Here is a 21501-nt window from a genome sequence, read left to right on the forward strand (position 1 = left end):
TACCTAATAAAAATAAGCAAAGGATGAAACAGTTGAATCAAAATATAGCAATTAGATTGGTTATTGATTTAACCATGACCATTCTGATGTTAGTGGCAATGGCTTATCAGATTACTGGGAATACCATTCATGAAGTAATCGGGGTTATCCTATTTCTTTTATTTGTTGTTCATAATATTTTGAATAGAAGATGGTATAAGGCAATCACTAAAGGAAAATACAATATCCGTCGTGTTTTAAGCATTACGGTCAATTTGCTTTTTCTTATGTCTATGGTAACCATAATCATAAGCTCCTTCCCAATTTCTAGCGATTTATTCCCTTTTATACCAGTCAATAACGACATGGTATGGAGAGAAATACATGTTTTGACATCCTATTGGGCATTTATCTTGATGGCCGTACATATAGGAATGTCGTGGATAACAATTATCAATGCAGTAGGGAAGATGGGTGGGATCACACACACTAACCGTATCCGCACCATTATCTTACGTTTTATTGCAGTAATGATTGTTGTTTACGGTGTACAGGCTTCTTTTGATAGAGAGATGAGTTACAAGTTAACGATTTATAATCCATTTGGTTGGGGTACAGATGATTCCGCTCTTAGATTTTTAATCGATCATCTAGCCATCATGGGAATTTATATAGGTGGTACTCATTATGTGCTTAAATTTGTTCAAAGGAAGAAAAAGGAGAAGACGAGCAAGAAGTGATCTAAAGGTTAGAAAAGGGATACCGCAAAAGGAAGTGAGTATGATAAAGCGAGCAATCTTATCAGTTGGGTTAGCTTTTAGTTTCATTCTAGTTGGCTGTCAAAATAGTGAACCTAGTGAAACCAATGAACCTAGTGAAACTCCATCAAGTTCAACAAATGACAAATCTGAAACTGGCTCAGAAACTCAAGATTCTACATTACCAATTGAAGACACCGAGTATGGTCGTGGAGCAGAATCAGATGGAGAGGACACGAATGCACAAGAAGCGCCCACACGAATGATTTCAGATGATGCTAATAGTATTATCATCTATTTTTCAAGATCAGGTAACACCCAAAATCTAGCGAGAATGATCTACAACGAAGTCGGTGGAGATATGCTTGAATTAACCGTTACCGACCCATATCCTTCAGATTATAGACAAGCAGTAGAACGAGCGAACGAAGAAAGAGATAATCAAGAATATCCTAAGATTAATACAGACATTCCGGATTTATCCCAATATGATACTGTCTATTTAGGGTACCAAACCTGGGCAATGACTTTATCTAATCCTATGATCTCTTTTTTAATGGGTCATGGTTCTAATTTGTCAGGAAAAACGATTTATCCCTTCTCAACCAATGCTGGGTATGGTGAGGGCAATACGATCGAACGTATTGAGGAACTCGCACCGGATGCAAGTGTCGCCACTAGTTTCAGTATTCAAGATGAAGATTTATTGGATAACCAGGATCAAGTAACTACATGGCTCAATGAGCATCAGTCACAAAGGGTAAATTAGATTTGCATGAAGCCTAGTAAACAATGAATTTACACTTCATAGCTGTTAGAGAATGATTTTAACGAATCGATTCATTCTAATGGGAGGTGTTCCGAATAAGAGTAAAAAATTTAATTGCTTTATCTATCCTATTGTTTTTTGCGGTAGCTATTGTAGGTTGCCAGGAGGAAGGAACAACTAATTCTGGTGCTCCTTTCAATGATAAGGAACCAATTGAGTCAACGCTAAATGAAGAAGAGAAAGAAGCAAATGAACACCTGACAATCAATGATTCTGTTGGGGACTTACTGGAGCATCCAGCATTTCAAGGTTTTGAGAAACATATCATGCCATGGAATGACCGTTCCTATGAAAAAGATATGCCACTTCACAATATTGGTACATTGTTGCCATTTCATAGCCATGTCGATCCAGAAACAGTGGTTGAATCTCTTAACTATATGATAGATAAAGTGAATAAGAATCAAAAAGTTTTTTATGATTTTTATACTGATGAACAAAAACAACAGGTTAGCTCTAGGAAGGATACAGGACTTTTCTTTTTTAGAGGGAATCCTGGCGCACCATTGGCTATTATAAGTCCTGGTGGTGGTTTTTCCTACGTAGGTTCTCTACATGAAGGGTTCCCATACGCTTTAGAGTTAAGCAATCGTGGATATAATGCTTTTGTACTAAAGTATCGAGTTGGTGGAGAACAGATCGCTACGGAGGATTTAATTTCAGCAATTTCTTACATTGTAAAAAATGCCGAGGATCTTGAAGTTTCTGTTGAGAATTATTCAGTATGGGGAAGCTCTGCTGGTGCAAGAATGGCAGCTAATGCTGGCTCTTTTAATAGGGAAGGATTCATTCGGCCGAATACCGTAGTTATGGCATATACAGCACATACAGCTTTTACTGAAAATGATCCTCCCACTTTTGTAACTGTAAGCGAGGACGATAGAATTGTAGATATTGATGTAGTTGAAAGAAGAGTAGCTAATTTAAGAAATGCTGGGATTGATGTTGAATATATCCCGTTTAAGAAAGCGGGGCATGGGTTTGGACTAGGAATTGGAACAGATGCTGAGGGGTGGATCAATCAAGCTATTGAGTTCTGGGAAAAACATATGAAGTCAACTTGATATAAGTCTACTATATTTAATGAGATGATCTTTAATTGAACGGGTACTTCCAATTGTCTTTTTGTTATTACAATTGGAGGTGCCTTTTTTGGAGGATTAAGTATAGATTGCTGTTATCTAAGAAGTAAATGAGTAGTAGAAAAGGGGAATTTTCAGAAGGAGTTGATCCTGAAAAATGAAATTAATGACCATTTTAACATCTCTAGTTGTTGCTTTTACTCTTGCTGCTTGTAGCAATAATGGATCCCAACCATCAGCAGATGAGCAACCTTCCTCTTCTATGGAAGCTCCAGTAGAAAGGGAGCTGGGGACGGAAAGCTCAGAGCAAACCGCACCTGTTGGGGCTATGTCGAATACGGTGGCAACGATGATGCCGGACTCGCAGCAACAACAGACTATCTACTTGTGGGAAGAAGGAAATATGCCGTCGGTCACAGAATACACGGAGAATACGGGCAACTATGCAGATGACCCGGATTTCCGTCCCAATCTCATTACAGTCCCTGTGCCATCAGGGACGGAAATTAAAGGCGCTGTGCTAATCAATTCAGGCGGTGGATTCCGATTTCGCGGTAATCAGAACGAAGGGTTCCCTGTGGCGGAAGAATTGAGCAAGCTGGGTTACCAGAGTTTCATTGTCAATTACCGCCTGCGGCCCTATAACCAGGAAGAGGGAGCGTTAGATCTGGCTCGCGCGGTACGATTTGTCCGCGCCCATGCCGAAGAATTTGGAATTGATGAGAATAACATTGCCGTGCTGGGCTTTTCGGCAGGTGGTATTTTGGGTGGAGAGATGCTCCTGAATTTTGATGGCGATGTGAATGGCACCGCTCTTGACCCCAACTATGAGCCTGATGAATTGGACCGGGTATCCGCTGACACCAGCGCAGCTGGAATGATATATTCCTTCTATGGCAGACTGAGTGTCGCTTCCACTGATGTAGAGAAATTCAAGGCTTCGGATTTGCCGCCTACTTATTTTTCTTATGGAACTGAGGATCCTTTCGTGGGCGAATTTGAAGAATGTATAGAGGCATTACAACAGGCCGATGTTCCGGTGGAATCCTATGTTTTGGAGGGAATGCCCCACGGCTATGGGTCTGGTGGCGAATGGATACCCAATTATGACCGCTGGCTGACAGAAATTTTTGAGGGGATCTAGATAGTTTGGTTACAAGAAAAAAGATCAGATTAAAAAATGTTAGTAAAAAGGAATGATACAAAAATGGAACAAACAATTATGGAGATTTCAAAGAATAAATGGGACTGGATGATCGAGAGACAACTAGACGACTTAAGTGGTCTTTTTCACGAAAAAGCCGTTTTCGTGCATATGGGGGCTACATTGTCTAAAAACGAGGAAATAGATGTAATAAAAAACGGTTCTATCGTTTATAAGCATGTAGATATTCAAGAAACATCCGTTCAACTAATTGATAAAACTGCTATTCTTCTAAATAAAGTATGCCTGGTAGCTGTTGTTGGGGGCAATGAAGTGACGAATCTATTTGTGGTTACAGAGGTATATGTGCAGGAGGATCAATGGAAATTGGCATCAATGTCTTTCACAAAGCTTTTAGCACCATAAAGTCGTTGAAATTCTAAAATCTGTTCGTAAGCAAAGAAAACAAATCCGTTAGATGCACAGATTTAGGTAAATATATAAAAAGAAGAAATGACAATTGTGAAGCCTTGATGGTTACAGAGAGAAAACCTTATAGAAGATTATCAAAACGAGGAATGACGTTCAAAGTGATCGTCTTTTCATATTTGACTCTTACTGTGCAACAACAAATTTCTTTTATGAAAGAATGTACTTAAGTTTTAAAGGAGCAGGAATGTGCAACAAACATAAAGAAATTAAACCTAATAATTAAATAGGTTCGAAAACTTTTGCGTATATTTCAGACTAATGAATTGAACCGTTTAAAGAGGGGTTAATTATGGACATAGATTTTAAGCGATTAACTCAAATTTCAGATGTTAACGAATGGAAAGCTACATATCATACTGCAATTAAAAAATTGGACGAAATATCCCAAGAAGAAGAGCGTATTTATTATCTTATGTACTCACAAGAGCAAGAAAGTCAAAGGATCGATGAAATTCAAAAGATTAAACACGAACTAATGACAAATAAAGAACTTATACATACCTTTTCTACTTGGAAAGAAATATTAAGTGATGATCCCATTTGGTGTAGAAGAATTGATGTATTTTTATCAAGGATGAAGCAAGAAGCAATTGATAGTCATCCAGAAATAGTAAGTGTGCAACAATCTTTGCAAAAAAAACTACTGGAAAGTACGTTTGAGGTCAATGGAAAAAAGTATAATTTGGGCACTGTCCACTCAAATGTTATGGACAATCCGGATCGAGAACTTCGTAAAAGACTATTTCTTGAATCCAAAAGAATAGGACGAGAAAATGAAGATTTATACAGAACGCTTATCCATAAAAGAAACCAACTAGCTCAGGATATCGGATATGAAAACTATTATTCCTTCAAATGTAGCCTAAAAGAAATTGATATAGACAAGTATTTAGATGAAATGAGTGGCTTACTAGAAAAATTAGAGAATTCTGCTACCTACTGGAGTAATCGAATAAATGAAAAATTTGGATGGGAGCAAATGTATTTTTACGATCAATATTTTACCACTTTTAATTTTCATAGGTTTCAAGGTAGTAATTTTTCCTCTGAACGACTAAAAGAAGTGTTAAGTGATGCAGTAAGAAGTATCGGAGTACAATTACAGAGCATTCCTGTTACGATTGAAACTTTGGAAATTCCTTATGGTGGTTTTGCCATTAACATAAACCCAAATGATCTCAAACTAGTAGTAAATAAACGAGATGCATATTCTTTATTTTTGTCTGGAATTCATGAGATGGGACACATATTGGACGGTCACTATGGCTCATTTGAATATCCAGAACTCTATCGTTTTTATTCAAGCATAGCTGCTGAATCTTTTGCTGAATTATTTCAAACTATTGTAACGGAGGAAGAGTTTTTAAAAAGAAATTTTGAACTAACAGCTGAAGTATTATCACAAATAAAAGAAGTGAATATGTTAACTGATTTTAAGATGGTTCAAATCAATCACTATTATAGCCTAGTTGAATATGAGTTATATAAAAATCCTGAAAGAAGCTTCCAGGAGATAGCAGACGAATGCTATAAAGTTGTGTTTGGGTATGAGGGTGAAACCATTCATCCTGGCAGTGAGATGTTTTATATAGAAAATCCAGCATTTTTTCAGGATTACAACTTTGCGTTAGCAATTAGAGATATGATTAGGGGGAAATTTAAAATAAAGAGTCTATATAAAAATCGAGAAGTTTTCCGTGAGCTACTTGAAAAATACATTGAACCGAATCAGCTTTACTCTTGGCAGGATAGGGTAAGGCGAATCTGTGATGAGGACTTTACTTTTTCCTATTTGGCTGAAACATTAGGCAATGTAGCTGCGCAGTACAACGATACTGATAACTAAATAAAATTCAGTTAAGACGATCACTTTTTTAGGGTGATCGTTTTTCGTATTTGACTTTATACTGCGCAGCAAATAGATCTTGGTAAGAAAAACCTTTGATAATTGGAATGGAATGATTTCTGTGTTAAATAACTTCAAATGGATGCTTTTCCAAAATAACTGGAAGGCATCTTTTTTGCGTTACAAAAAAACTAACTTGTTTACGATTTACCGCAAGATTTGGAAAGTTTCTTTACACTTATGATGGTATCCTTCTTATTAAAATAACAAGTTTATTAACATATTTAGGTAGTTAGACACTAATCAACGTCGTCACTGGAGAGTTTTTTGATTGGTACGAATATTTGATAGGAAGAGTCAAGGTTATGAATATTCTCAAACACTTGAATAAGTTCAATATCGGATTCCTCTGTTTCTTGTTTCGAAATCTTTAAAAATCTTGAAAAGTCAGTAATAAAGACGTCTCCTATATCTAGTAGGTCACCAAAATATTTAAACTTAGCAGAAAAGAATGGTTGAACATCTACTGTGAAATAATTTGGTTTATTGATTTTTAGATTTTGTGGAATCCCGACTAGAGCCTTAACTTAGTTGAATTTGGTTGGCAATTGGAATAGATGATATAACAAGGACTACTGATTGTTTCATCAATGCTATTTACGAGCATTCTCGAATAAGATCGAATCTTTTCTTTAAAATCACTTCTTGCTAAATCAACTTCAAATGCTACCCCACTTATTCGAGTTGTTTTAAAATTTGTTAGTGTAAAATCGGCAACGATATCCCCATTGATGTTTTTAATTGGCCTTTTAATTACTGGAGGAATGTCTTCTAGGGCTATGGTCCTTCCATTTTTTCTTAGATAGCTTGGGGCGATACCATATTGGCTTTTAAAAGCGCGGGTGAAGGATGATGGAGTTCCAAAGTTTAGTTGATACGCAATTTCTGTTAATGATAAGTTTTCGTTTTGAATGTATTGAACAGATGCATTTAATCTTCTTGATAAAGTGTATTGGTTTAATGAACAGCCCATTATTGCAGAAAAAAGTCTATGAAAATAGTATTTAGACATATTGAAGGAATTTGAAACAGACTCCAATGATAATGGTTGTTGCAAATTGTTTTCAATATACAATAAAGATTTTTCAATTACTTCATAATGCTCCATCTCGTCACCTAATTTCAAATATTTATTCAACTCTTGCATATCTAACTTACAATAAGAAGTTTGATTCTGCAATAACTAGGTCGTTGATAAAATTTGTATTTATTTTAAGAGTAAAAATAAAAATTGGAGGGAATCACATGAATAATAAGAATGAAAAAAAGCGAAGAATTACGAGAAAGAGTTTAATGCGGTGGGCAGGTCTGTTTGCAATATTGGCAGGGATTTTATATATATGTATTCAGTTTTTTCACCCAGAGGATCATATATCTTCTGTTAGCACAAGCTTATGGGTCGTCATTGCATGTACTACCAGCATTATGTCTCTTTTCAGTTTGATAGGAATTACAGGAATCTATACGAGACAAGCGGAAGAAGCAGACTGGCTTGGGCTGATTGGTTTTATTTTATTTAGTCTATTTTGGTTAATTTCTATGAATTTTAGTTTTAACGAGGCTTTTGTTTTACCGTTGCTTACAACTGCTGCTCCGAAGTTTGTAGAGGGAATAGTAGGGATCTTTGGTGGAACCACAAGCACAGTTAATCTTGGTATTTTCCCACTATTAGCACCAATTGCGGCGATTCTGTATTCTCTTGGTGGACTCTTGTTTGGAATCGCAACTTTTCGTGCGAGAATCTTCCCACGCATGGCAGGTGCTTTACTTTCCTTCGCAGCCGTGGTCACCTTTGCTGCCGCTGTAATTCCTCATCCATTCGATAGGATATTGGCAGTACCGATGGGATTGGCTCTTATTTGGTTGGGGTATGCTCTTTGGTCAGAACGTAGGAGAATCAGTGCTGATTGATTTTTATATCTTCTCTTACTTAACCTATTTTATCATTACAAAAAATAAAAATTTAGATTTAAAGAAGACTATTAAAGTAACGGGTTTTAGTTGACCTGTCATTTAAAACAGGATCATTTGCTGCGTAGTACAACGATACTAGCTATACACAACCATTAGTAGACGATTACCCAAAAAGTAATCGTCTCTTTCTTATTCATAGGATTAAAAAGCGCTTCATACTCTCTCTGTTGGTATTTTTGCTGTTTGTATAGATAATCCTTAGTTACTAATAAGAACTAAGGGGAGTTGATTATTATGAATCTAGGTGAGCAAATATTATCAGATTTAGTGGTAGCGTTAATAGAGTTATAACCAAATATCGAAGTGGAAACCACAAAGAATAAATTATCTACTGTTCTATCAGAGTATTATATTCAAAGAGTTGAGTTAGGTGAGGTACATCCTGACCTTGAGGATAAAATACAATTGTTCATCTCGGCATAAAAACTAGAAGGTTTAAGTTCAATTACTCTAGACAACTACCTTATGGAATTAAGTATGTTTGCTGAAATTGTAAAAAAGAAGGCTGAGGACATAGTTACAGCAGATGTTCGTATGTATTTAAGTCAAGATGGGACCTTAAAAATGAGCACAATTAGAAAGAAACTATCTGTTTTAAAGAGTTTTTTTAGTTGGTTAGCTTCAGAAGAATATATTAAGCGTGATCCAACTACCAAATTAAAAGCTCCAAAAGATGAATACCGACTTCCCAAATCATTATCAATCGAAGAACTTGAAATGTTAAGAGAATCCTGCGATACAGTCAGGCAGCGTGCTTTTCTAGCAATCTTGTATGCAACTGGTTGTAGATTGTCAGAAGTTCATGGATTAGATAAAGCTGATATTAATTTACAAAATATGAGCACATTAGTTATTGGTAAAGGTGATAAACGAAGGGAAGTCTATTTTTCGATTAGAGCTATGTATCATTTAGGTAAATATATAAAAGGAAGAAATGACAATTGTGAAGCTTTGATGGTTACAGAGAGAAAACCTTATAGAAGATTATCTAAACGAGGAATACAAAGAGAAATAGATATAATCGCTCAAAAAGCAGGTTTACAACACAAAGTAAGTCCCCATGTTTTAAGACACACTTTTGCTACTTTAACCTTAAAATAATGGTGCTGAATTGGTCGCGATTCAAGAACTCTTAGGACATAGTTCACCAGATACGACACTTAGATATGCAAAGATTACTCATGAGCGAAAGCGAGAGCAGCATAAAAAGTATTTGATTCAATAAGTTGTTGTTCATTTGACTCATACTGCGCGGCAAATGTCTTTTTTTAGGGGAATTTTGAAATGATGTTAGGCTGTCGAGAGTAACGACAGCCGGGTTGTTCCGAAAAAAACAATAGTACATAGTTTATTGTCTAAATAAATATTACCAAGGTTGACTTGTTGGGCCAATTGTAAATTCGTTAATATTCGTATCTTCTGGTTGATCAATCGCAAACGCCACAACATTGGCAACTCGATCAGGTGTAATCCCAAATTGCTCGTACAGCGCAGTCATACCTTCTCCCGTATTCTTATCAGTTATCGTATCCAACAATTCCGTGTTGATTGCTGCTGGATAGATCGTCGCGGTACGAATGTTGGTACCTTCTTGGGCAGATTCCATACGCAAAACTTTCATTAAGTCACGAACAGCCCACTTTGTTGCTCCATAAACTGCACCACCTGGGTAAGCTTTAAGTCCAGCTACTGATGAAGTTGTGATGATATGTCCAGACTTTTGGGAAATAAATGTTGGCAACACTGCTGCGATACCATTCAATACCCCTTTAATATTAACGTCAACCATGTTGTTCCACTCGTCAGTTTTCAATGCAGAGAGTGGTGAATTTGGCATTATTCCAGCGTTCAAGAAGATTATATCGACACCACCAAAAGTGTCTTTCGCTAGTTGTACAAGCTGCTGATTGTCCTCAGGATTCACAACGTCCGTGACTCGATAAACCGCTTGACCACCATTGGACTTAATTTCATCCGCTAATTCTTTTAAACGATCTTCACGTCTTGCTCCAAGTACAAGTTTTGCACCTTTCTCAGCTAGCAATTTAGCTGTAGCTTCGCCAATTCCTGAAAATAGAAAAAACCTACCAGCATTACATTTACTGGTAGTTTTCTGTTAGTTAGGATTAGGAACCACAATTTTATCCTCTTTATGAACATCCTCTGTTCCTGCATCTATTGCAGTCTTGTAATACCAACATTTATGTTCAATTAGTTCCAATGTTTTTTTTAGTTCTTCCATTTGAGCCTCTACAATGGATTTTCGTTCCATAAACATTTCATATCTTTGTTTTAATGTAGAATCTCCCTCAGAACACCAATCTATGAAAGCCTTAATTTCCTTTATAGGCATCCCAGTAGATTTCAGACATTCAATAATTTTTAAAGCCTCGATATCTGAATCCTTAAACACCCTGGTTCCACTTGGTGTTCGGTCTACGAAAGGCATAAGACCCTCTTTGTCATAGTAACGCAAAGTATAGACTGTAAGGCTCAATTCCTTTGCTACTTCCCCAATTGAATATGTGTTCAAAATGTATCTCCCTTTCTTGAAGACTTAAACCTCTAGTTAACTTGATATTTATGAAAAGAATAGTAACATGGACAAATTTGTGTGTCAAAGGAACAAGAGGTGATTGTGCAGCGTACCTCTATATACTTTATGCAGACAAATCCAATCAATAAATTTACTACTTGACCTAGAGTTAACTATAAGGATTAACATGTTGTTAAAAGAGAACCTGTATAGTTATTTTAAAGAGATAAATAAAAAATTTCGGTATTAGATCCATGTGAGGAGGAGTGAAAAAATTGAAAAAAGTAAAAATTGCAGGAAGGGAAGTTTTCCCTATAGGCTTTGGCACTTGGAATATGGGAGACAAAGCAGATAAATTTGAACAAGAAGCAGAAGCAATAAGGGTTGGTCTTGATCATGGCGTTCAAGTTATTGATACTGCTGAAATGTATGGTAATGGAAATGCAGAGAGATTAGTTGCACATGCTATTAAGTCTTATAGCCGTGAGGAATTATTTCTCATTTCAAAGGTTCTTCCTTCAAATGCTTCGGAAAAGCTTATGCCAATTAGCTTAGAACAAAGCTTACAAAGATTAAATACGGACTACTTAGATTTATATTTGCTCCATTGGAAAGGGAATATTCCGATTAACGAGACGATTGAAGCTTTGGAGAAAGCAAGAATTCAAGGGAAAATTAGGTCATGGGGTGTTTCTAATTTAGATGTTGATGACTTAGAAAAAATAATGAAGCTACCTGATGGAATAAAGTGTGCAACAAATCAAGTACGTTACAATTTGGGAGACCGAGGAATTGAATTTGATTTAGTACCTATGATGAACAACCGTGAAATGCCATTAATCGCCTATTCTCCAGTTGCTCGGGGTGATCGTTTTGGTGCAAACCTAACTAAACAAAAAGTAATAAAGGAAATTGCTGAAAAACATCAATCAAATAGTTTTCAAATTTTATTAGCATGGTGTATTCGAAATGGTCAAACAATTGCTATACCACAATCTAGTAATACCGCTCATGTGATCGATAATGTGAAAGCAGCTGAAATTCAATTAACACAGCAAGATTTGGATCAATTAGACTCAATCTATCCAAAACCTAGCATGAAACAGCCCCTTGCTTTATGGTAAGAAGGTTTCTCATTACCTAATATGACATTACTCACTAAAGGATAAAATTGTCAAAGATGTCTCTCATCAGAGTTAAAAAGATATATGAATGAATTATACTTAATAAATTTTGTCGACAAGGAGGATTTTAATGGATATCCAAGACTTTTTAGGGCACTTAAACAGAGGAGAAGCGGTGGAGGGAGATTCAGAGATGCACCAGATGATGCACAAAGTCTCACAAGAGGCATTGAAGTTAACCGCTGAGTTAAACGGACCTTATCATACTCCTCAAGAAATTCAGGAACTGTTTTCCCGGTTAATTGGTAAACCAGTAGACAACACATTTGCCGTGTTCCCTCCTTTTTATACGGATTGTGGGAAAAACATTAAAGTGGGCAAGAATGTCTTTATCAACTCAGGCTGTCGCTTTCAGGATCAGGGTGGAATTACAATTGGCGATGGTGTTCTCATTGGGCACAATGTCGTCTTGGCTACTCTTAATCACGACATTGATCCTAGAAAACGCAGCACTTTGCATCCTGCACCCATTTCAATTGGTCAGGATGTTTGGATTGGTGCAAATGCCACAGTCGTTCCCGGTGTAACCATTGGTGATGGAGCTATTATCGCTGCTGGTGCAGTTGTGACAAAGGATGTTCCTCCCAATGTGATCGTAGGAGGTGTACCTGCGAAGGTATTAAAGAAAATTGAAACCAGTCAGGAATAATTCTATGTGATTCCTAATGTTGGCGGTGCCGCTCTTTATGGTAAAACAGATTTAATTTTATTTAAATAGATCCAGAAAATATATATATGAATACTAGTAAAAAGCATGTAGAAAGGATTACATAGAATGAAAAAATTCTTTTCTATCCTTTGTTTGTTTATTTTTGGCTTTGGTTTGACTGCCTGTGCTAATAGTGAAACAAATGAAAGTAATGAAACGAATCAAGAGGAAATGCCAACCAGTGACCCAACTCAAGAAACGAGGGATAGTGAAATGTCAGACACAATAACAATGATAGATTTAAACATAACAATAGGGGAACAGGTATTTTCTGCAAAGCTTTATGAAAACCAAACCACTCAGGCATTTATTGAAAAACTACCTTTAGACATAAACATGAGCGATGTTAATAGGAATGAAAAATTTTATAGTTTCCCAGATACACTCCCAACAAATTCCGAGAGACCAGGGGAGATTAATGCAGGAGATATCATGTTGTATGGAGATAATGGTCTTGTATTGTTTTATGAAACTTTATCAAATACTTATAGCTACACTCGTCTCGGGTATATAGAAGAGGCAGTACGCTTTGCTCAAGCTGTCGGAGACGGTGATATAAATGTCTCTTTTGAATTGGCTGAACATAGTGAGTAAATAAGAATAAAAGACTCTATATTATTAGCGATAATTTTAACTACCCTAAAAGCATACTTTTAGGGCTTCTTTTTCTTTTTTAATCATGAGTAAAACAGCCAGATAGATGGTCAGATATAAGATAAAAAATATGATAATTAATAAAAAAATGGAGGGAAATACAGGATGAATAAACGATTCATTATGACACTTGGATTACTGCTATCCCTTGTTGCATGCAACAAGAATGATAATGTAACGATTGAAACTTCTCAACAGATGCAAGAGGAAATGACCGGACAGAATCAAGAATACGCAGAGATTGGTTCTGGATCTAATCTTGTTGAATTCCCTGAAAACCTTGAAGAAGGAATTGTGTTTGCAACATATGATCGAGGGGATATTCATGAAAACATCTATGTAAATAGTAGGGATGCAATTGAAGCAGTACAGAATGGAGAAGAGCTTCCGAGCGGCACCGTTATCACTCTCGAAGGATTTCGAGATGGAGAGCTTGAACACTATTTAGTAATGGAAAAGCGGACTGGTTGGGGTTCCCAATACTCGCCAGAAGAGCGCACTGGGGAATGGGAATTCCAGGCATTTACTCCTGACAGAGAGGTAATGGAAGACGGTATTGGTGGCCCAGCTATTGGAAGATGTTATACCTGCCATGCAAATCAGGAAAGGGATCAATATATGAATTCGATGGACCAAATGAAAGATTTTAATCTAGAAGAGATTTCACAAATTAATAGAGATACCCAAATCGCGGGTATCGCTACAGAGGACTGGCATATAAGCGAGATATCTAATCATACGAATGAGTCTATAAACGTAAATAAAAAAGAAAGTAGATTAGTAGGTGATGAAGAAAAAGCCAAAATCATTCAGGACGTTCTTTTGACGATGTATTTACAGAGATATAAAAGCTAATGAATATATTTCCATTCATGTATAGATACATATTTTCAATGGAATTGCAATCCAACTAAAAGAAGTAAAAGAGGTGAGTGGGTTGAATCGAAAGACATTATTCAAACTGGTAAATGACCTAGTTATGACAATTCTTATGTTAGTAGCGATGGCTTACTATATTACTGGAAATATGGTTCATGAAGTCGTTGGAGTTGTCGTATTTTCATTATTTATTATCCATAACTTTTTGAATCGACGTTGGTATAAAGCGATTTTTAAAGGAAAGTATAATGTACGGCGCGTTATCCAAATAGGAATAAATCTATTATTCCTTGTAACTATGACCTTGATGATCATAAGTGCTGTGTTGATTTCCAGTGACTTATTCCCCTTTATACCAATAGATAACGATATGACGCTACGGCAAATACACGTTCAGACTGCCTATTGGGGATTTGTCATTATGGCAGTACATATAGGTTTATCATGGGAAATGATTATAAGTTCAGTTCGGAGGATGACGGGTATCACAGGTGCAAGTCGTATTCGCACCATTATGTTGCGTGTTTTGGCGGTATTAATTGTTGCTTACGGGGTGCAATCTTCTTTTGAAGGAGATATGGGCTCCAAGCTATTATTTTACAACCCATTTGGTTGGTCCTATAATAATTCCACAATAAGGTTTTTAATTGACCACCTATCTATCATGGGAATCTATGTTTGTGGGACACATTATGCCTTAAAATTTGTTCCAAATCAGGAGAAGCGAGGGGTTTGAAAGAACGAAGCAGAAGATCTGGATACAAGCAAGCATAAAAGCGAAGGACTAGGTAACAGACTCCGTCTATTAGTACTTGGCATTTTGAACTGCTCGGTATACACAAGGGATAGGGTGGGTTACCTTCAGCCACTTACAATTTAATATAGGATCATGACAATTCCTTACCCTTGCTTATCATGGTAGGTCAGAACCTATAGAACGAGGCTTAGTAGAGGCAAAAAGAGCTGAAGTTGATTTAAACGCACCGCGAATTGGCGGGGAGTAAAATGAACAAGGTAAACCACGTAACATGTGAGAATTAAAGCGTTCTCGGTATTTGTTGTTAAGTGCGTTTTAAGTCAAACAATCCTGTTCAGTAAATTGTTTATCGTACATCATTCAACATTACGCAGTTTACACATAAATAAAGATTTCTACAAAAAATGCTTGGAGTGTTCTCCAAGCATTTTTTGTATCTTAAAGATAGCTATCTATTAAATCCAATAGTTGTTTAGGTGTACTAATAATTTTGTCTGGGTGAATAGTGTTGCCGGGCCTAGTTTTTTTTCGGTGATTCATCCATATAGAATTCCATCCAACTTGTTTTGCGCCAATTACATCATTTTCAAAAGAATCACCAATAAAAACTGTTTTCACCTTATTTAGGTTGAGTTTTTTTTCTACAACCTCAAAAGCAAGTGGATCTGGTTTAGCACTTCCAATTGCTGAAGAAATAAAAATATTATCCTTAGGGATCCATTTAGTGAGTCCTAACTGTTTTATCTTCATTAATTGATGTTGGTAAGGACCATTTGTTAATATTCCAAGTTGTTTGTCCTTTTTATAAAGTAATTCCAGTAGGCTCTCTATTTCAGGAAACAATGTGATTTTTTTTTGATGTTCTTCATACGTTTTTTGGAATTCTATTGCTTCATTATAAGAAATCTCAATACCAAATTCCTTACAAGCAGTCATAATACGATAGGTATGTAACTCTAGCAATGTTACTGTTCCAGCTTCACTCTTATTAAATAAGGTGTCGCTATGTTTTCTACTAGAAACATACAGTTCTTCAATTGGAGCATTTCTTAAATGATTCAAACTCTTTTCAAACGCATTTTTAAAGGGTTGCAATTGATCATATAAAGTATCATCTACATCAAATAAAATAGTATCCATCCTAGTAATCCTCACCTTTAAAATATTGTTTTTGTAATTTATCAATATGATAACATCTTTATCTCGTTCGTGTAGATAATATAAATTGCAACAATGATGTTGTAATAGTCTGTTATTACCTTACAAATTTTAAATGATAAAATGAATACATAAGGTTAAGTAAGCGCTATCAAAGGGTTGGCAATCTTTCAATTTTGATATTAAATGGGATAAAGCAGTTAGGATAAGGAGGTGCTATAGTGATTCAATTATCAAAAAGGCAATACCATTTAATAAAAACTATGCTAAGTAATCAAGAATATAAGACTGTTAAATATTACTCCGATATCATGAATGTTTCTCAAAGAACTCTTCACAACGACTTAAAAGTAATTGAAAAGTTCATTAATAATTTTGATCTAATGTTGAAAAAGAAACCAAGCATTGGAATCAAAGTTAGTGGTGAAATGAATGAAAAATTGGATGTTCTAAAATATTTAAAAATTCAGTTTGAAAATCAGGAGATTCAAGAACTCTCCCCATTAGATAGAAAAATTCAAATTACGAAAATGTTGTTGGTTGATGAAAAAGTACTAACATACGAAGGGTTATCTGAACTCCTTTTTGTCAGTAAGTCCTCCATTTCTGCTGATATGGAGAAAATTCAATCAGGTTTAAATGGACACACTGTAAAAATTAAAGGGGATCAAAAGGGAACATATATGACCGGTACAGAATCCCAAATTCAGTATTCTTTGATGTTATTTAATGAAGAATTAGTAAAAACATCTAAAGTGGAAGATCATGTTGAGGGACTTGAAAAAATCGGGAATATATTAAAACAGTATTATCCAAGTAACATTGTAAATACTTCCCTTAGCATAGTGAACAAAGTTGAGAAAAAGTCAGCCAAACCAATTGCGGAGCATTATTTAACCACTTTATTTAATACTTTAGTAGTTCTTTGCTATAGAGCTTCAAAGAAAAAACATCATTCGGAAGTAATGAATAGCCTTATATTCGATGAGGTAAAAAAACTAAAAACCTTTTTAATGGCTAAAGAAATTTTAGATGATGTATTCCAAGAATTAACCATTACTTTTACAACTGAGGATATTATTTACTTAAATCAATATTTAATCGCAATTGGAATCGAATCTATTTATAATCCATCATTAATAACAGAGGAATATTCTACTCTAGTTGATGAAATTATTCAGAAAATGAGTAGTGTACTGAAAGTGGATTTATCAAATGATCGAAAACTATTTGAAGGATTAGTTTCTCATATCATTCCTATGATTTATAGATTGAGGACGGGTATTACGGTTAAGAATCCCTTGCTAAATGAGATAAAAGATGAATATTCAGTGATGTTGGGAGTTAGCTGGTTTGTTACCTCTATTATTGAAGAAGCATTTAAGGTCCATTTAACAGAAGATGAAGTATCGTTTATGATGGTTCATTTTCAAGCAGCATTAGAAAGAAATTCAAGTTATAAAAAAGTATTAATTGTTTGTCCAAATGGAATCGGTACATCGGAACTCATTGCCAATAAAGTGAAACATGTTTTACCGGCTTTATGTGTAATTGAAGTTGCTCCGATTGACAGGCTTTATGAAGTGAATATTGAGAGTGTTGATTTTATTATCTCAGCAATTCCAATTAGAAATACTACTAAACCGGTCATCTATGTATCGCCCTTAGTTACGAATACAGATATCAAAAATATTATGAATTTTTACACAGATTTATTTTTAATAAAAGAAGAAAATAAGGAACCGATTGACCATTATCCTGATATTAAGTATTTAGCAAAATATTTGAATGAAGAGTCAATTTTCACAAATGAGAAAATGCAGGATGAGGAAGAGGTTCTTGGTTTCTTAATCCAAAAACTAAAAGACTCAAATGATATCATTCCTGGTTTTGAAGAGTCTGTTTACAACCGAGAAAAAGTTGGAACCACAGCTCTAGATACGGGTGTTGCAATCCCTCATGGTACACCGAAATTTGTGGTAAATACAAGAATAATCATTTTAACAACGGAGGATATGATTGACTGGGGAGGAACAAAAGTCGATACAGTCATACTAATTTGTATTTCTCCTAACGATTTAAAAAACGTTAAAAATATTTTAAGTGATATTTATAAACTAATAGAAACTAGGAAAAGCGTAAAAAAATATTTCTCGGATAACACGAGAAAAGGAATATTACAGCTTACGAAGGGAGGGGATTATCTTGATGAGGAAAGAATTCATATATTTAAATAATGAACTCACAAGTCGGAATGAAATCATAAGAAAAATGAGTGAAGATGTTTTTACTTATGGAATGATTATTGATGTTGATACTTATGTGAATGCTGTTTTAAAAAGAGAAGAAGAAATTCCAACTACAGTTGGTTTTAATGTAAGTATCCCTCATGGGAAATCAGAAGCAGTTACAGAACCATTTATAACTTTTATGAGAACAATGACACCTTTTGTTTGGGATGAAAAAAGTGGCGATAAAGCACAATTAATTTTTATGATTGGTGTTCCTATCGAGCAAAAAGATAAATTACATTTAAAAATCCTAGCGCAAATTAGTAGGAATTTAATGGATGAAAACTTTAGAAATAATTTACTAGAAGCAGAATCAACGGATGAAGCCTATCGTTTATTAAAACGCATTGAAGAAAACATTTATGCTGAAGAAATGGGGAATTTATGATGAAAATTGTTGGAGTTACTGCTTGTACAACTGGAATTGCGCATACTTACATGGCCCAAGAGGCGTTAGAAAAGGAATGTGCTAAGAGAGGCTATGAAGTCAAAGTAGAAACACAAGGCGGAATGGGAATTGATAATGAACTAACGGAGGAAGAAATCGCTGATGCGGATGCGGTTATTCTGGCCATTGCAATTGGAATTGAAGGGGAAGAGCGTTTTGAGGAAAAACAGGATCAGGGAAAGGTAATAACGATGGATCCTTCAAGTCTCATAAAGAATGTAGTAGATGTTGTGAATCAGTTAGAAAATCTCTAGGAGGAAGATTTCTATGGCTAATAGTGCGAAAAAGGTAGGGGAAGAGCTTAAAAAAGCATTTAGTACTGGTGTGTCTTACATGATGCCTTCAGTCGTTGTCGGTGGGATATTTTTAGCCCTTGCATTAGCTTCAGGGACACCGACAGATGAAGGAATGGTTGTCACAAATCCTTTCCTTCAAAACTTAAACACCATAGGTGCTGCTGGTTTTGCCATGATGATTCCGATTTTAGCAGGGTATATCGCCTATTCCATTGCAGGAAAACCGGGGTTGATTCCTGGGATGATTGCGGGCTTTCTCGCCAATAATCCTGTTGGTGAAAGTGGTGTTCAAACGGGCTTCCTTGGGGCAATGATTTTGGGGATTGTTTCAGGTTATATTGCAAAATACGTTAAAACTTGGAAAGTTCCTAATACCATTAAAACGATTATGCCTATCCTAATCATTCCGATTATTACAACCTTTATTACCTGTATCGGATATATTTATATCTTAGCTCAACCTCTTGCTGGTCTTGTTGATGGGTTAGTCAATTTATTATCTTCAATGCAAGGCGGTAGTGCCTTAATTCTAGGGTTAGTAATTGGAGCTTTTACTGCCATTGACATGGGTGGTCCAATTAATAAAACAGTTACTGCTTTTACACTAGCTTTAATGGCGGAAGGGATTTTTGGACCAAATGGTGCTCATAGAATTGCGGTTGCAATTCCTCCGTTAGGAATGGCCTTATCAACATTTATTTCAAGAAGAAAATATAGTGAAGAAGAACGTGGCTTAGGCATCAGTGCCGGATTTATGGGGTTAATTGGGATTACAGAAGGTGCTATTCCTTTTGCAGTAAAAGATATGAAACGCGTGTTGCCTGCAATTATGATTGGTAGTGCTGTTGGTGGTGGAATAGGAATGATGCAAAATGTTAGTACGTATATTCCTCACGGCGGGTTAATTGTTATTGGGGCAGTTGACGGAAAACTATGGTATTTTCTAGCAATGTTAATAGGGACAGTTGTAACAGCTGCCATCTTACATTTCACAAAACCAGATGTTGCGGTTAAACCATCTTCTGAAGAGAAGGAAGCAAATAATGGTTTAGAGAAAAAAACGATAAATTTCTAGGAGGGAAATAATATGGTTAAAGTATCTATTAGATCAACGGTGAAGGCAATATTAGAATTACAAGATGAAAGGAAAGGTGCTACATTACTAGGGATTGGACCTATGTCAGCAAACCTTTTACGAGCAAGTTTTGAGTTAGCTAGAGATGAAGATTTTCCGGTCATGTTCATTGCAAGTCGTAATCAAGTTGATATGGACGAATTGGGCGGCGGTTACGTGAATGGGTGGAACCAACATTCATTCGTAGAAGCCATTCGGAATACTGCAGAGGAAACTGGTTTTGACGGCCTATATTATGTCTGCCGCGACCACGGTGGCCCTTGGCAGAGAGATAAGGAGAGAAATGATCACCTGCCTGCAGAACAAGCGATGGAGTTTGGAAAGAAATCCTATCTTGCAGATATAGAAGCAGGCTTTGACTTATTAATGATTGATCCTACGAAAGATCCATTTGAAGTAGGAAAAGTTGTTCCTCTAGAAAACGTCATTAGCAGAACGGTTGAACTAATTGAATACTGTGAAAACGAAAGAAAAGCAAGAAACTTACCGGAAATTGGCTATGAAGTTGGGACAGAAGAAACAAATGGAGGGCTAACTTCCACTGAAACTTATGAAACTTTCATTAATAGACTTAAAGAAGAACTTGGAAGTAAAGGTCTTCCAATGCCGACATTTATTGTAGGTCAAACAGGAACATTGACTAGAAAAACAGAACAAGTTGGAACATTCAATTTTCATAATGCATATGAGTTGGCCCAAATGGCGAATAAATATGGGGTTGGATTAAAAGAACATAATGGAGACTACCTAGATGATGTGACTTTACTGGAGCATATTCCATCTAACATTGTTGCTACAAATGTTGCTCCACAGTATGGAACAGAGGAAACAAGGGCTTATCTAAAACTAGCGGAAGTAGAACTAAGGTTGAAAGAATATGGGTTAATTGATGAACCTTCTAAAGTGCGAGAGACTCTTTTAGTTCATGCGATTAAGAGTGAACGTTGGAGAAAATGGATGGTAGGAGAACAAACGAAATTAACAGTGGAAGAAATTATGAAGGACAATGACCTATCTGCTGAAATCTTAGATATTGCAGGTCATTATACTTTTAATGATGAAGAAGTAAAGGCAGAAATTAATAAGTTATATGATAACTTAAACAAAGCAAATATTGACGGGCAAAGATTTGTAATAGACCATATTAAGCGACCTATTCGTGACTACGTCGAATGTTATAACCTAAAAGGATCAACTTCGAGAATTATAGACAAGCTACAATCCTCAGAAGTGATTCAAATAGGGTAAAGAGTTCTTTTCTCCGAGATAGATGTCTTACTATTTGATGTG

General features: G+C 35.9%; 22 protein-coding genes. 18 read left to right on the forward strand and 4 right to left on the reverse strand.

The window, feature by feature from the left end; translation table 11 throughout:
• Positions 1-32 precede the first annotated feature (32 nt).
• The 6 genes from H0185_RS22225 (at position 33) to H0185_RS22250 (ending at position 6130) form a co-directional block, all read left to right on the forward strand.
• The gene (locus H0185_RS22225; protein WP_221875694.1) at positions 33-719 is read left to right on the forward strand and encodes a DUF4405 domain-containing protein; all 687 of its coding nucleotides are present in this window, start codon (positions 33-35) and stop codon (positions 717-719) included.
• 40 nt (positions 720-759) lie between these two features.
• Positions 760-1506: a flavodoxin family protein gene (locus tag H0185_RS22230; protein WP_221875695.1), complete on the forward strand. Its 747-nt coding sequence runs from the start codon at positions 760-762 to the stop codon at positions 1504-1506.
• Positions 1507-1592: 86 nt separating this feature from the next.
• Positions 1593-2630 (forward strand): alpha/beta hydrolase, encoded by a 1038-nt coding sequence (locus tag H0185_RS24545; RefSeq protein ID WP_221875696.1) that lies wholly within the window; start codon positions 1593-1595, stop codon positions 2628-2630.
• Positions 2631-2805: 175 nt separating this feature from the next.
• Positions 2806-3792 (forward strand): alpha/beta hydrolase, encoded by a 987-nt coding sequence (locus H0185_RS22240; protein WP_221875697.1) that lies wholly within the window; start codon positions 2806-2808, stop codon positions 3790-3792.
• Between the two features lie 63 nt (positions 3793-3855).
• Positions 3856-4218, forward strand: a complete 363-nt coding sequence (locus H0185_RS22245; RefSeq protein WP_221875698.1) for a nuclear transport factor 2 family protein — start codon at positions 3856-3858, stop codon at positions 4216-4218.
• 355 nt (positions 4219-4573) lie between these two features.
• Complete coding sequence (locus H0185_RS22250; protein WP_221875699.1) at positions 4574-6130, forward strand: gluzincin family metallopeptidase; 1557 nt, start codon at positions 4574-4576, stop codon at positions 6128-6130.
• 574 nt (positions 6131-6704) lie between these two features.
• Here the strand turns inward: H0185_RS22250 and H0185_RS22255 are convergent.
• Entirely contained in the window at positions 6705-7298 is a 594-nt protein-coding gene (locus H0185_RS22255) for a helix-turn-helix transcriptional regulator (protein WP_246629361.1), read from the reverse strand.
• Positions 7299-7435: 137 nt separating this feature from the next.
• On the opposite strand from H0185_RS22255, the gene H0185_RS22260 reads away from it, so the two are divergent.
• Complete coding sequence (locus H0185_RS22260) at positions 7436-8101, forward strand: hypothetical protein (RefSeq protein WP_221875700.1); 666 nt, start codon at positions 7436-7438, stop codon at positions 8099-8101.
• Between the two features lie 540 nt (positions 8102-8641).
• Positions 8642-9265 carry a tyrosine-type recombinase/integrase gene (locus tag H0185_RS24140; RefSeq protein WP_246629362.1) on the forward strand — a complete coding sequence of 208 codons (624 nt, stop codon included), beginning with the start codon at positions 8642-8644 and terminating at the stop codon, positions 9263-9265.
• A gap of 265 nt (positions 9266-9530) precedes the next feature.
• On the opposite strand, the gene H0185_RS22270 is transcribed toward H0185_RS24140, so the two are convergent.
• Positions 9531-10229, reverse strand: coding sequence for an SDR family oxidoreductase (locus H0185_RS22270; RefSeq protein ID WP_221875725.1), 699 nt, complete (start codon positions 10227-10229; stop codon positions 9531-9533).
• Between the two features lie 51 nt (positions 10230-10280).
• Positions 10281-10697 carry a MerR family transcriptional regulator gene (locus tag H0185_RS22275; protein WP_221875701.1) on the reverse strand — a complete coding sequence of 139 codons (417 nt, stop codon included), beginning with the start codon at positions 10695-10697 and terminating at the stop codon, positions 10281-10283.
• Positions 10698-10975: 278 nt separating this feature from the next.
• Between H0185_RS22275 and H0185_RS22280 the strand changes: the two genes are divergently transcribed.
• The 5 genes from H0185_RS22280 (at position 10976) to H0185_RS22300 (ending at position 14862) form a co-directional block, all read left to right on the forward strand.
• The gene (locus H0185_RS22280) at positions 10976-11824 is read left to right on the forward strand and encodes an aldo/keto reductase (RefSeq protein ID WP_246629364.1); all 849 of its coding nucleotides are present in this window, start codon (positions 10976-10978) and stop codon (positions 11822-11824) included.
• Positions 11825-11954: 130 nt separating this feature from the next.
• The gene (locus H0185_RS22285) at positions 11955-12533 is read left to right on the forward strand and encodes a sugar O-acetyltransferase (protein WP_221875702.1); all 579 of its coding nucleotides are present in this window, start codon (positions 11955-11957) and stop codon (positions 12531-12533) included.
• A gap of 126 nt (positions 12534-12659) precedes the next feature.
• Entirely contained in the window at positions 12660-13187 is a 528-nt protein-coding gene (locus tag H0185_RS22290) for a cyclophilin-like fold protein (RefSeq protein ID WP_221875703.1), read from the forward strand.
• A gap of 165 nt (positions 13188-13352) precedes the next feature.
• Positions 13353-14102: a cytochrome P460 family protein gene (locus H0185_RS22295; RefSeq protein WP_221875704.1), complete on the forward strand. Its 750-nt coding sequence runs from the start codon at positions 13353-13355 to the stop codon at positions 14100-14102.
• Positions 14103-14184: 82 nt separating this feature from the next.
• Positions 14185-14862 carry a DUF4405 domain-containing protein gene (locus tag H0185_RS22300; RefSeq protein WP_246629365.1) on the forward strand — a complete coding sequence of 226 codons (678 nt, stop codon included), beginning with the start codon at positions 14185-14187 and terminating at the stop codon, positions 14860-14862.
• Between the two features lie 459 nt (positions 14863-15321).
• Here the strand turns inward: H0185_RS22300 and H0185_RS22305 are convergent, their stop codons facing one another.
• Positions 15322-16023: an HAD family hydrolase gene (locus H0185_RS22305; protein ID WP_221875705.1), complete on the reverse strand. Its 702-nt coding sequence runs from the start codon at positions 16021-16023 to the stop codon at positions 15322-15324.
• A 239-nt stretch (positions 16024-16262) separates the two neighbouring features.
• Here H0185_RS22305 and H0185_RS22310 point away from each other — a divergent pair, with 239 nt between their 5' ends.
• The 5 genes from H0185_RS22310 to H0185_RS22330 are packed head-to-tail and all read left to right on the forward strand — an operon-like array spanning position 16263 to position 21459.
• Positions 16263-18278 carry a BglG family transcription antiterminator gene (locus tag H0185_RS22310; protein ID WP_221875706.1) on the forward strand — a complete coding sequence of 672 codons (2016 nt, stop codon included), beginning with the start codon at positions 16263-16265 and terminating at the stop codon, positions 18276-18278.
• Entirely contained in the window at positions 18250-18720 is a 471-nt protein-coding gene (locus tag H0185_RS22315; RefSeq protein ID WP_246629377.1) for a PTS sugar transporter subunit IIA, read from the forward strand. The genes H0185_RS22310 and H0185_RS22315 overlap by 29 nt, the downstream gene beginning before the upstream one ends.
• A complete protein-coding gene (locus H0185_RS22320) occupies positions 18717-19034 on the forward strand; it encodes a PTS fructose transporter subunit IIB (protein ID WP_246629366.1) in 318 nt (105 codons plus the stop codon). Before H0185_RS22315 ends, H0185_RS22320 begins: the two co-directional genes overlap by 4 nt.
• Before the next feature lie 13 nt (positions 19035-19047).
• Positions 19048-20151: a PTS fructose transporter subunit IIC gene (locus H0185_RS22325; protein ID WP_221875708.1), complete on the forward strand. Its 1104-nt coding sequence runs from the start codon at positions 19048-19050 to the stop codon at positions 20149-20151.
• Positions 20152-20163: 12 nt separating this feature from the next.
• A complete protein-coding gene (locus H0185_RS22330) occupies positions 20164-21459 on the forward strand; it encodes a class II D-tagatose-bisphosphate aldolase non-catalytic subunit (protein ID WP_221875709.1) in 1296 nt (431 codons plus the stop codon).
• Positions 21460-21501 lie beyond the last annotated feature (42 nt).

The sequence above is a fragment of the Mesobacillus maritimus genome (assembly GCF_019749255.1).
GTDB lineage: Bacteria > Bacillota > Bacilli > Bacillales > Cytobacillaceae > Mesobacillus_B > Mesobacillus_B maritimus_A.

Coding starts and splice junctions, on each gene's coding strand:
- H0185_RS22250 (WP_221875699.1), top strand. CDS start 4,574: ATGGACATAGATTTTAAGCGATTAACTCAAATTTCAGATGTTAACGAA.
- H0185_RS22255 (WP_246629361.1), bottom strand. CDS start 7,298: ATGGAGCATTATGAAGTAATTGAAAAATCTTTATTGTATATTGAAAAC.
- H0185_RS22295 (WP_221875704.1), top strand. CDS start 13,353: ATGAATAAACGATTCATTATGACACTTGGATTACTGCTATCCCTTGTT.
- H0185_RS22240 (WP_221875697.1), top strand. CDS start 2,806: ATGAAATTAATGACCATTTTAACATCTCTAGTTGTTGCTTTTACTCTT.
- H0185_RS24140 (WP_246629362.1), top strand. CDS start 8,642: ATGTTTGCTGAAATTGTAAAAAAGAAGGCTGAGGACATAGTTACAGCA.
- H0185_RS22315 (WP_246629377.1), top strand. CDS start 18,250: ATGAGGAAAGAATTCATATATTTAAATAATGAACTCACAAGTCGGAAT.
- H0185_RS22330 (WP_221875709.1), top strand. CDS start 20,164: ATGGTTAAAGTATCTATTAGATCAACGGTGAAGGCAATATTAGAATTA.
- H0185_RS22245 (WP_221875698.1), top strand. CDS start 3,856: ATGGAACAAACAATTATGGAGATTTCAAAGAATAAATGGGACTGGATG.
- H0185_RS22305 (WP_221875705.1), bottom strand. CDS start 16,023: ATGGATACTATTTTATTTGATGTAGATGATACTTTATATGATCAATTG.
- H0185_RS22285 (WP_221875702.1), top strand. CDS start 11,955: ATGGATATCCAAGACTTTTTAGGGCACTTAAACAGAGGAGAAGCGGTG.
- H0185_RS22320 (WP_246629366.1), top strand. CDS start 18,717: ATGATGAAAATTGTTGGAGTTACTGCTTGTACAACTGGAATTGCGCAT.
- H0185_RS22290 (WP_221875703.1), top strand. CDS start 12,660: ATGAAAAAATTCTTTTCTATCCTTTGTTTGTTTATTTTTGGCTTTGGT.
- H0185_RS22230 (WP_221875695.1), top strand. CDS start 760: ATGATAAAGCGAGCAATCTTATCAGTTGGGTTAGCTTTTAGTTTCATT.
- H0185_RS22325 (WP_221875708.1), top strand. CDS start 19,048: ATGGCTAATAGTGCGAAAAAGGTAGGGGAAGAGCTTAAAAAAGCATTT.
- H0185_RS22260 (WP_221875700.1), top strand. CDS start 7,436: ATGAATAATAAGAATGAAAAAAAGCGAAGAATTACGAGAAAGAGTTTA.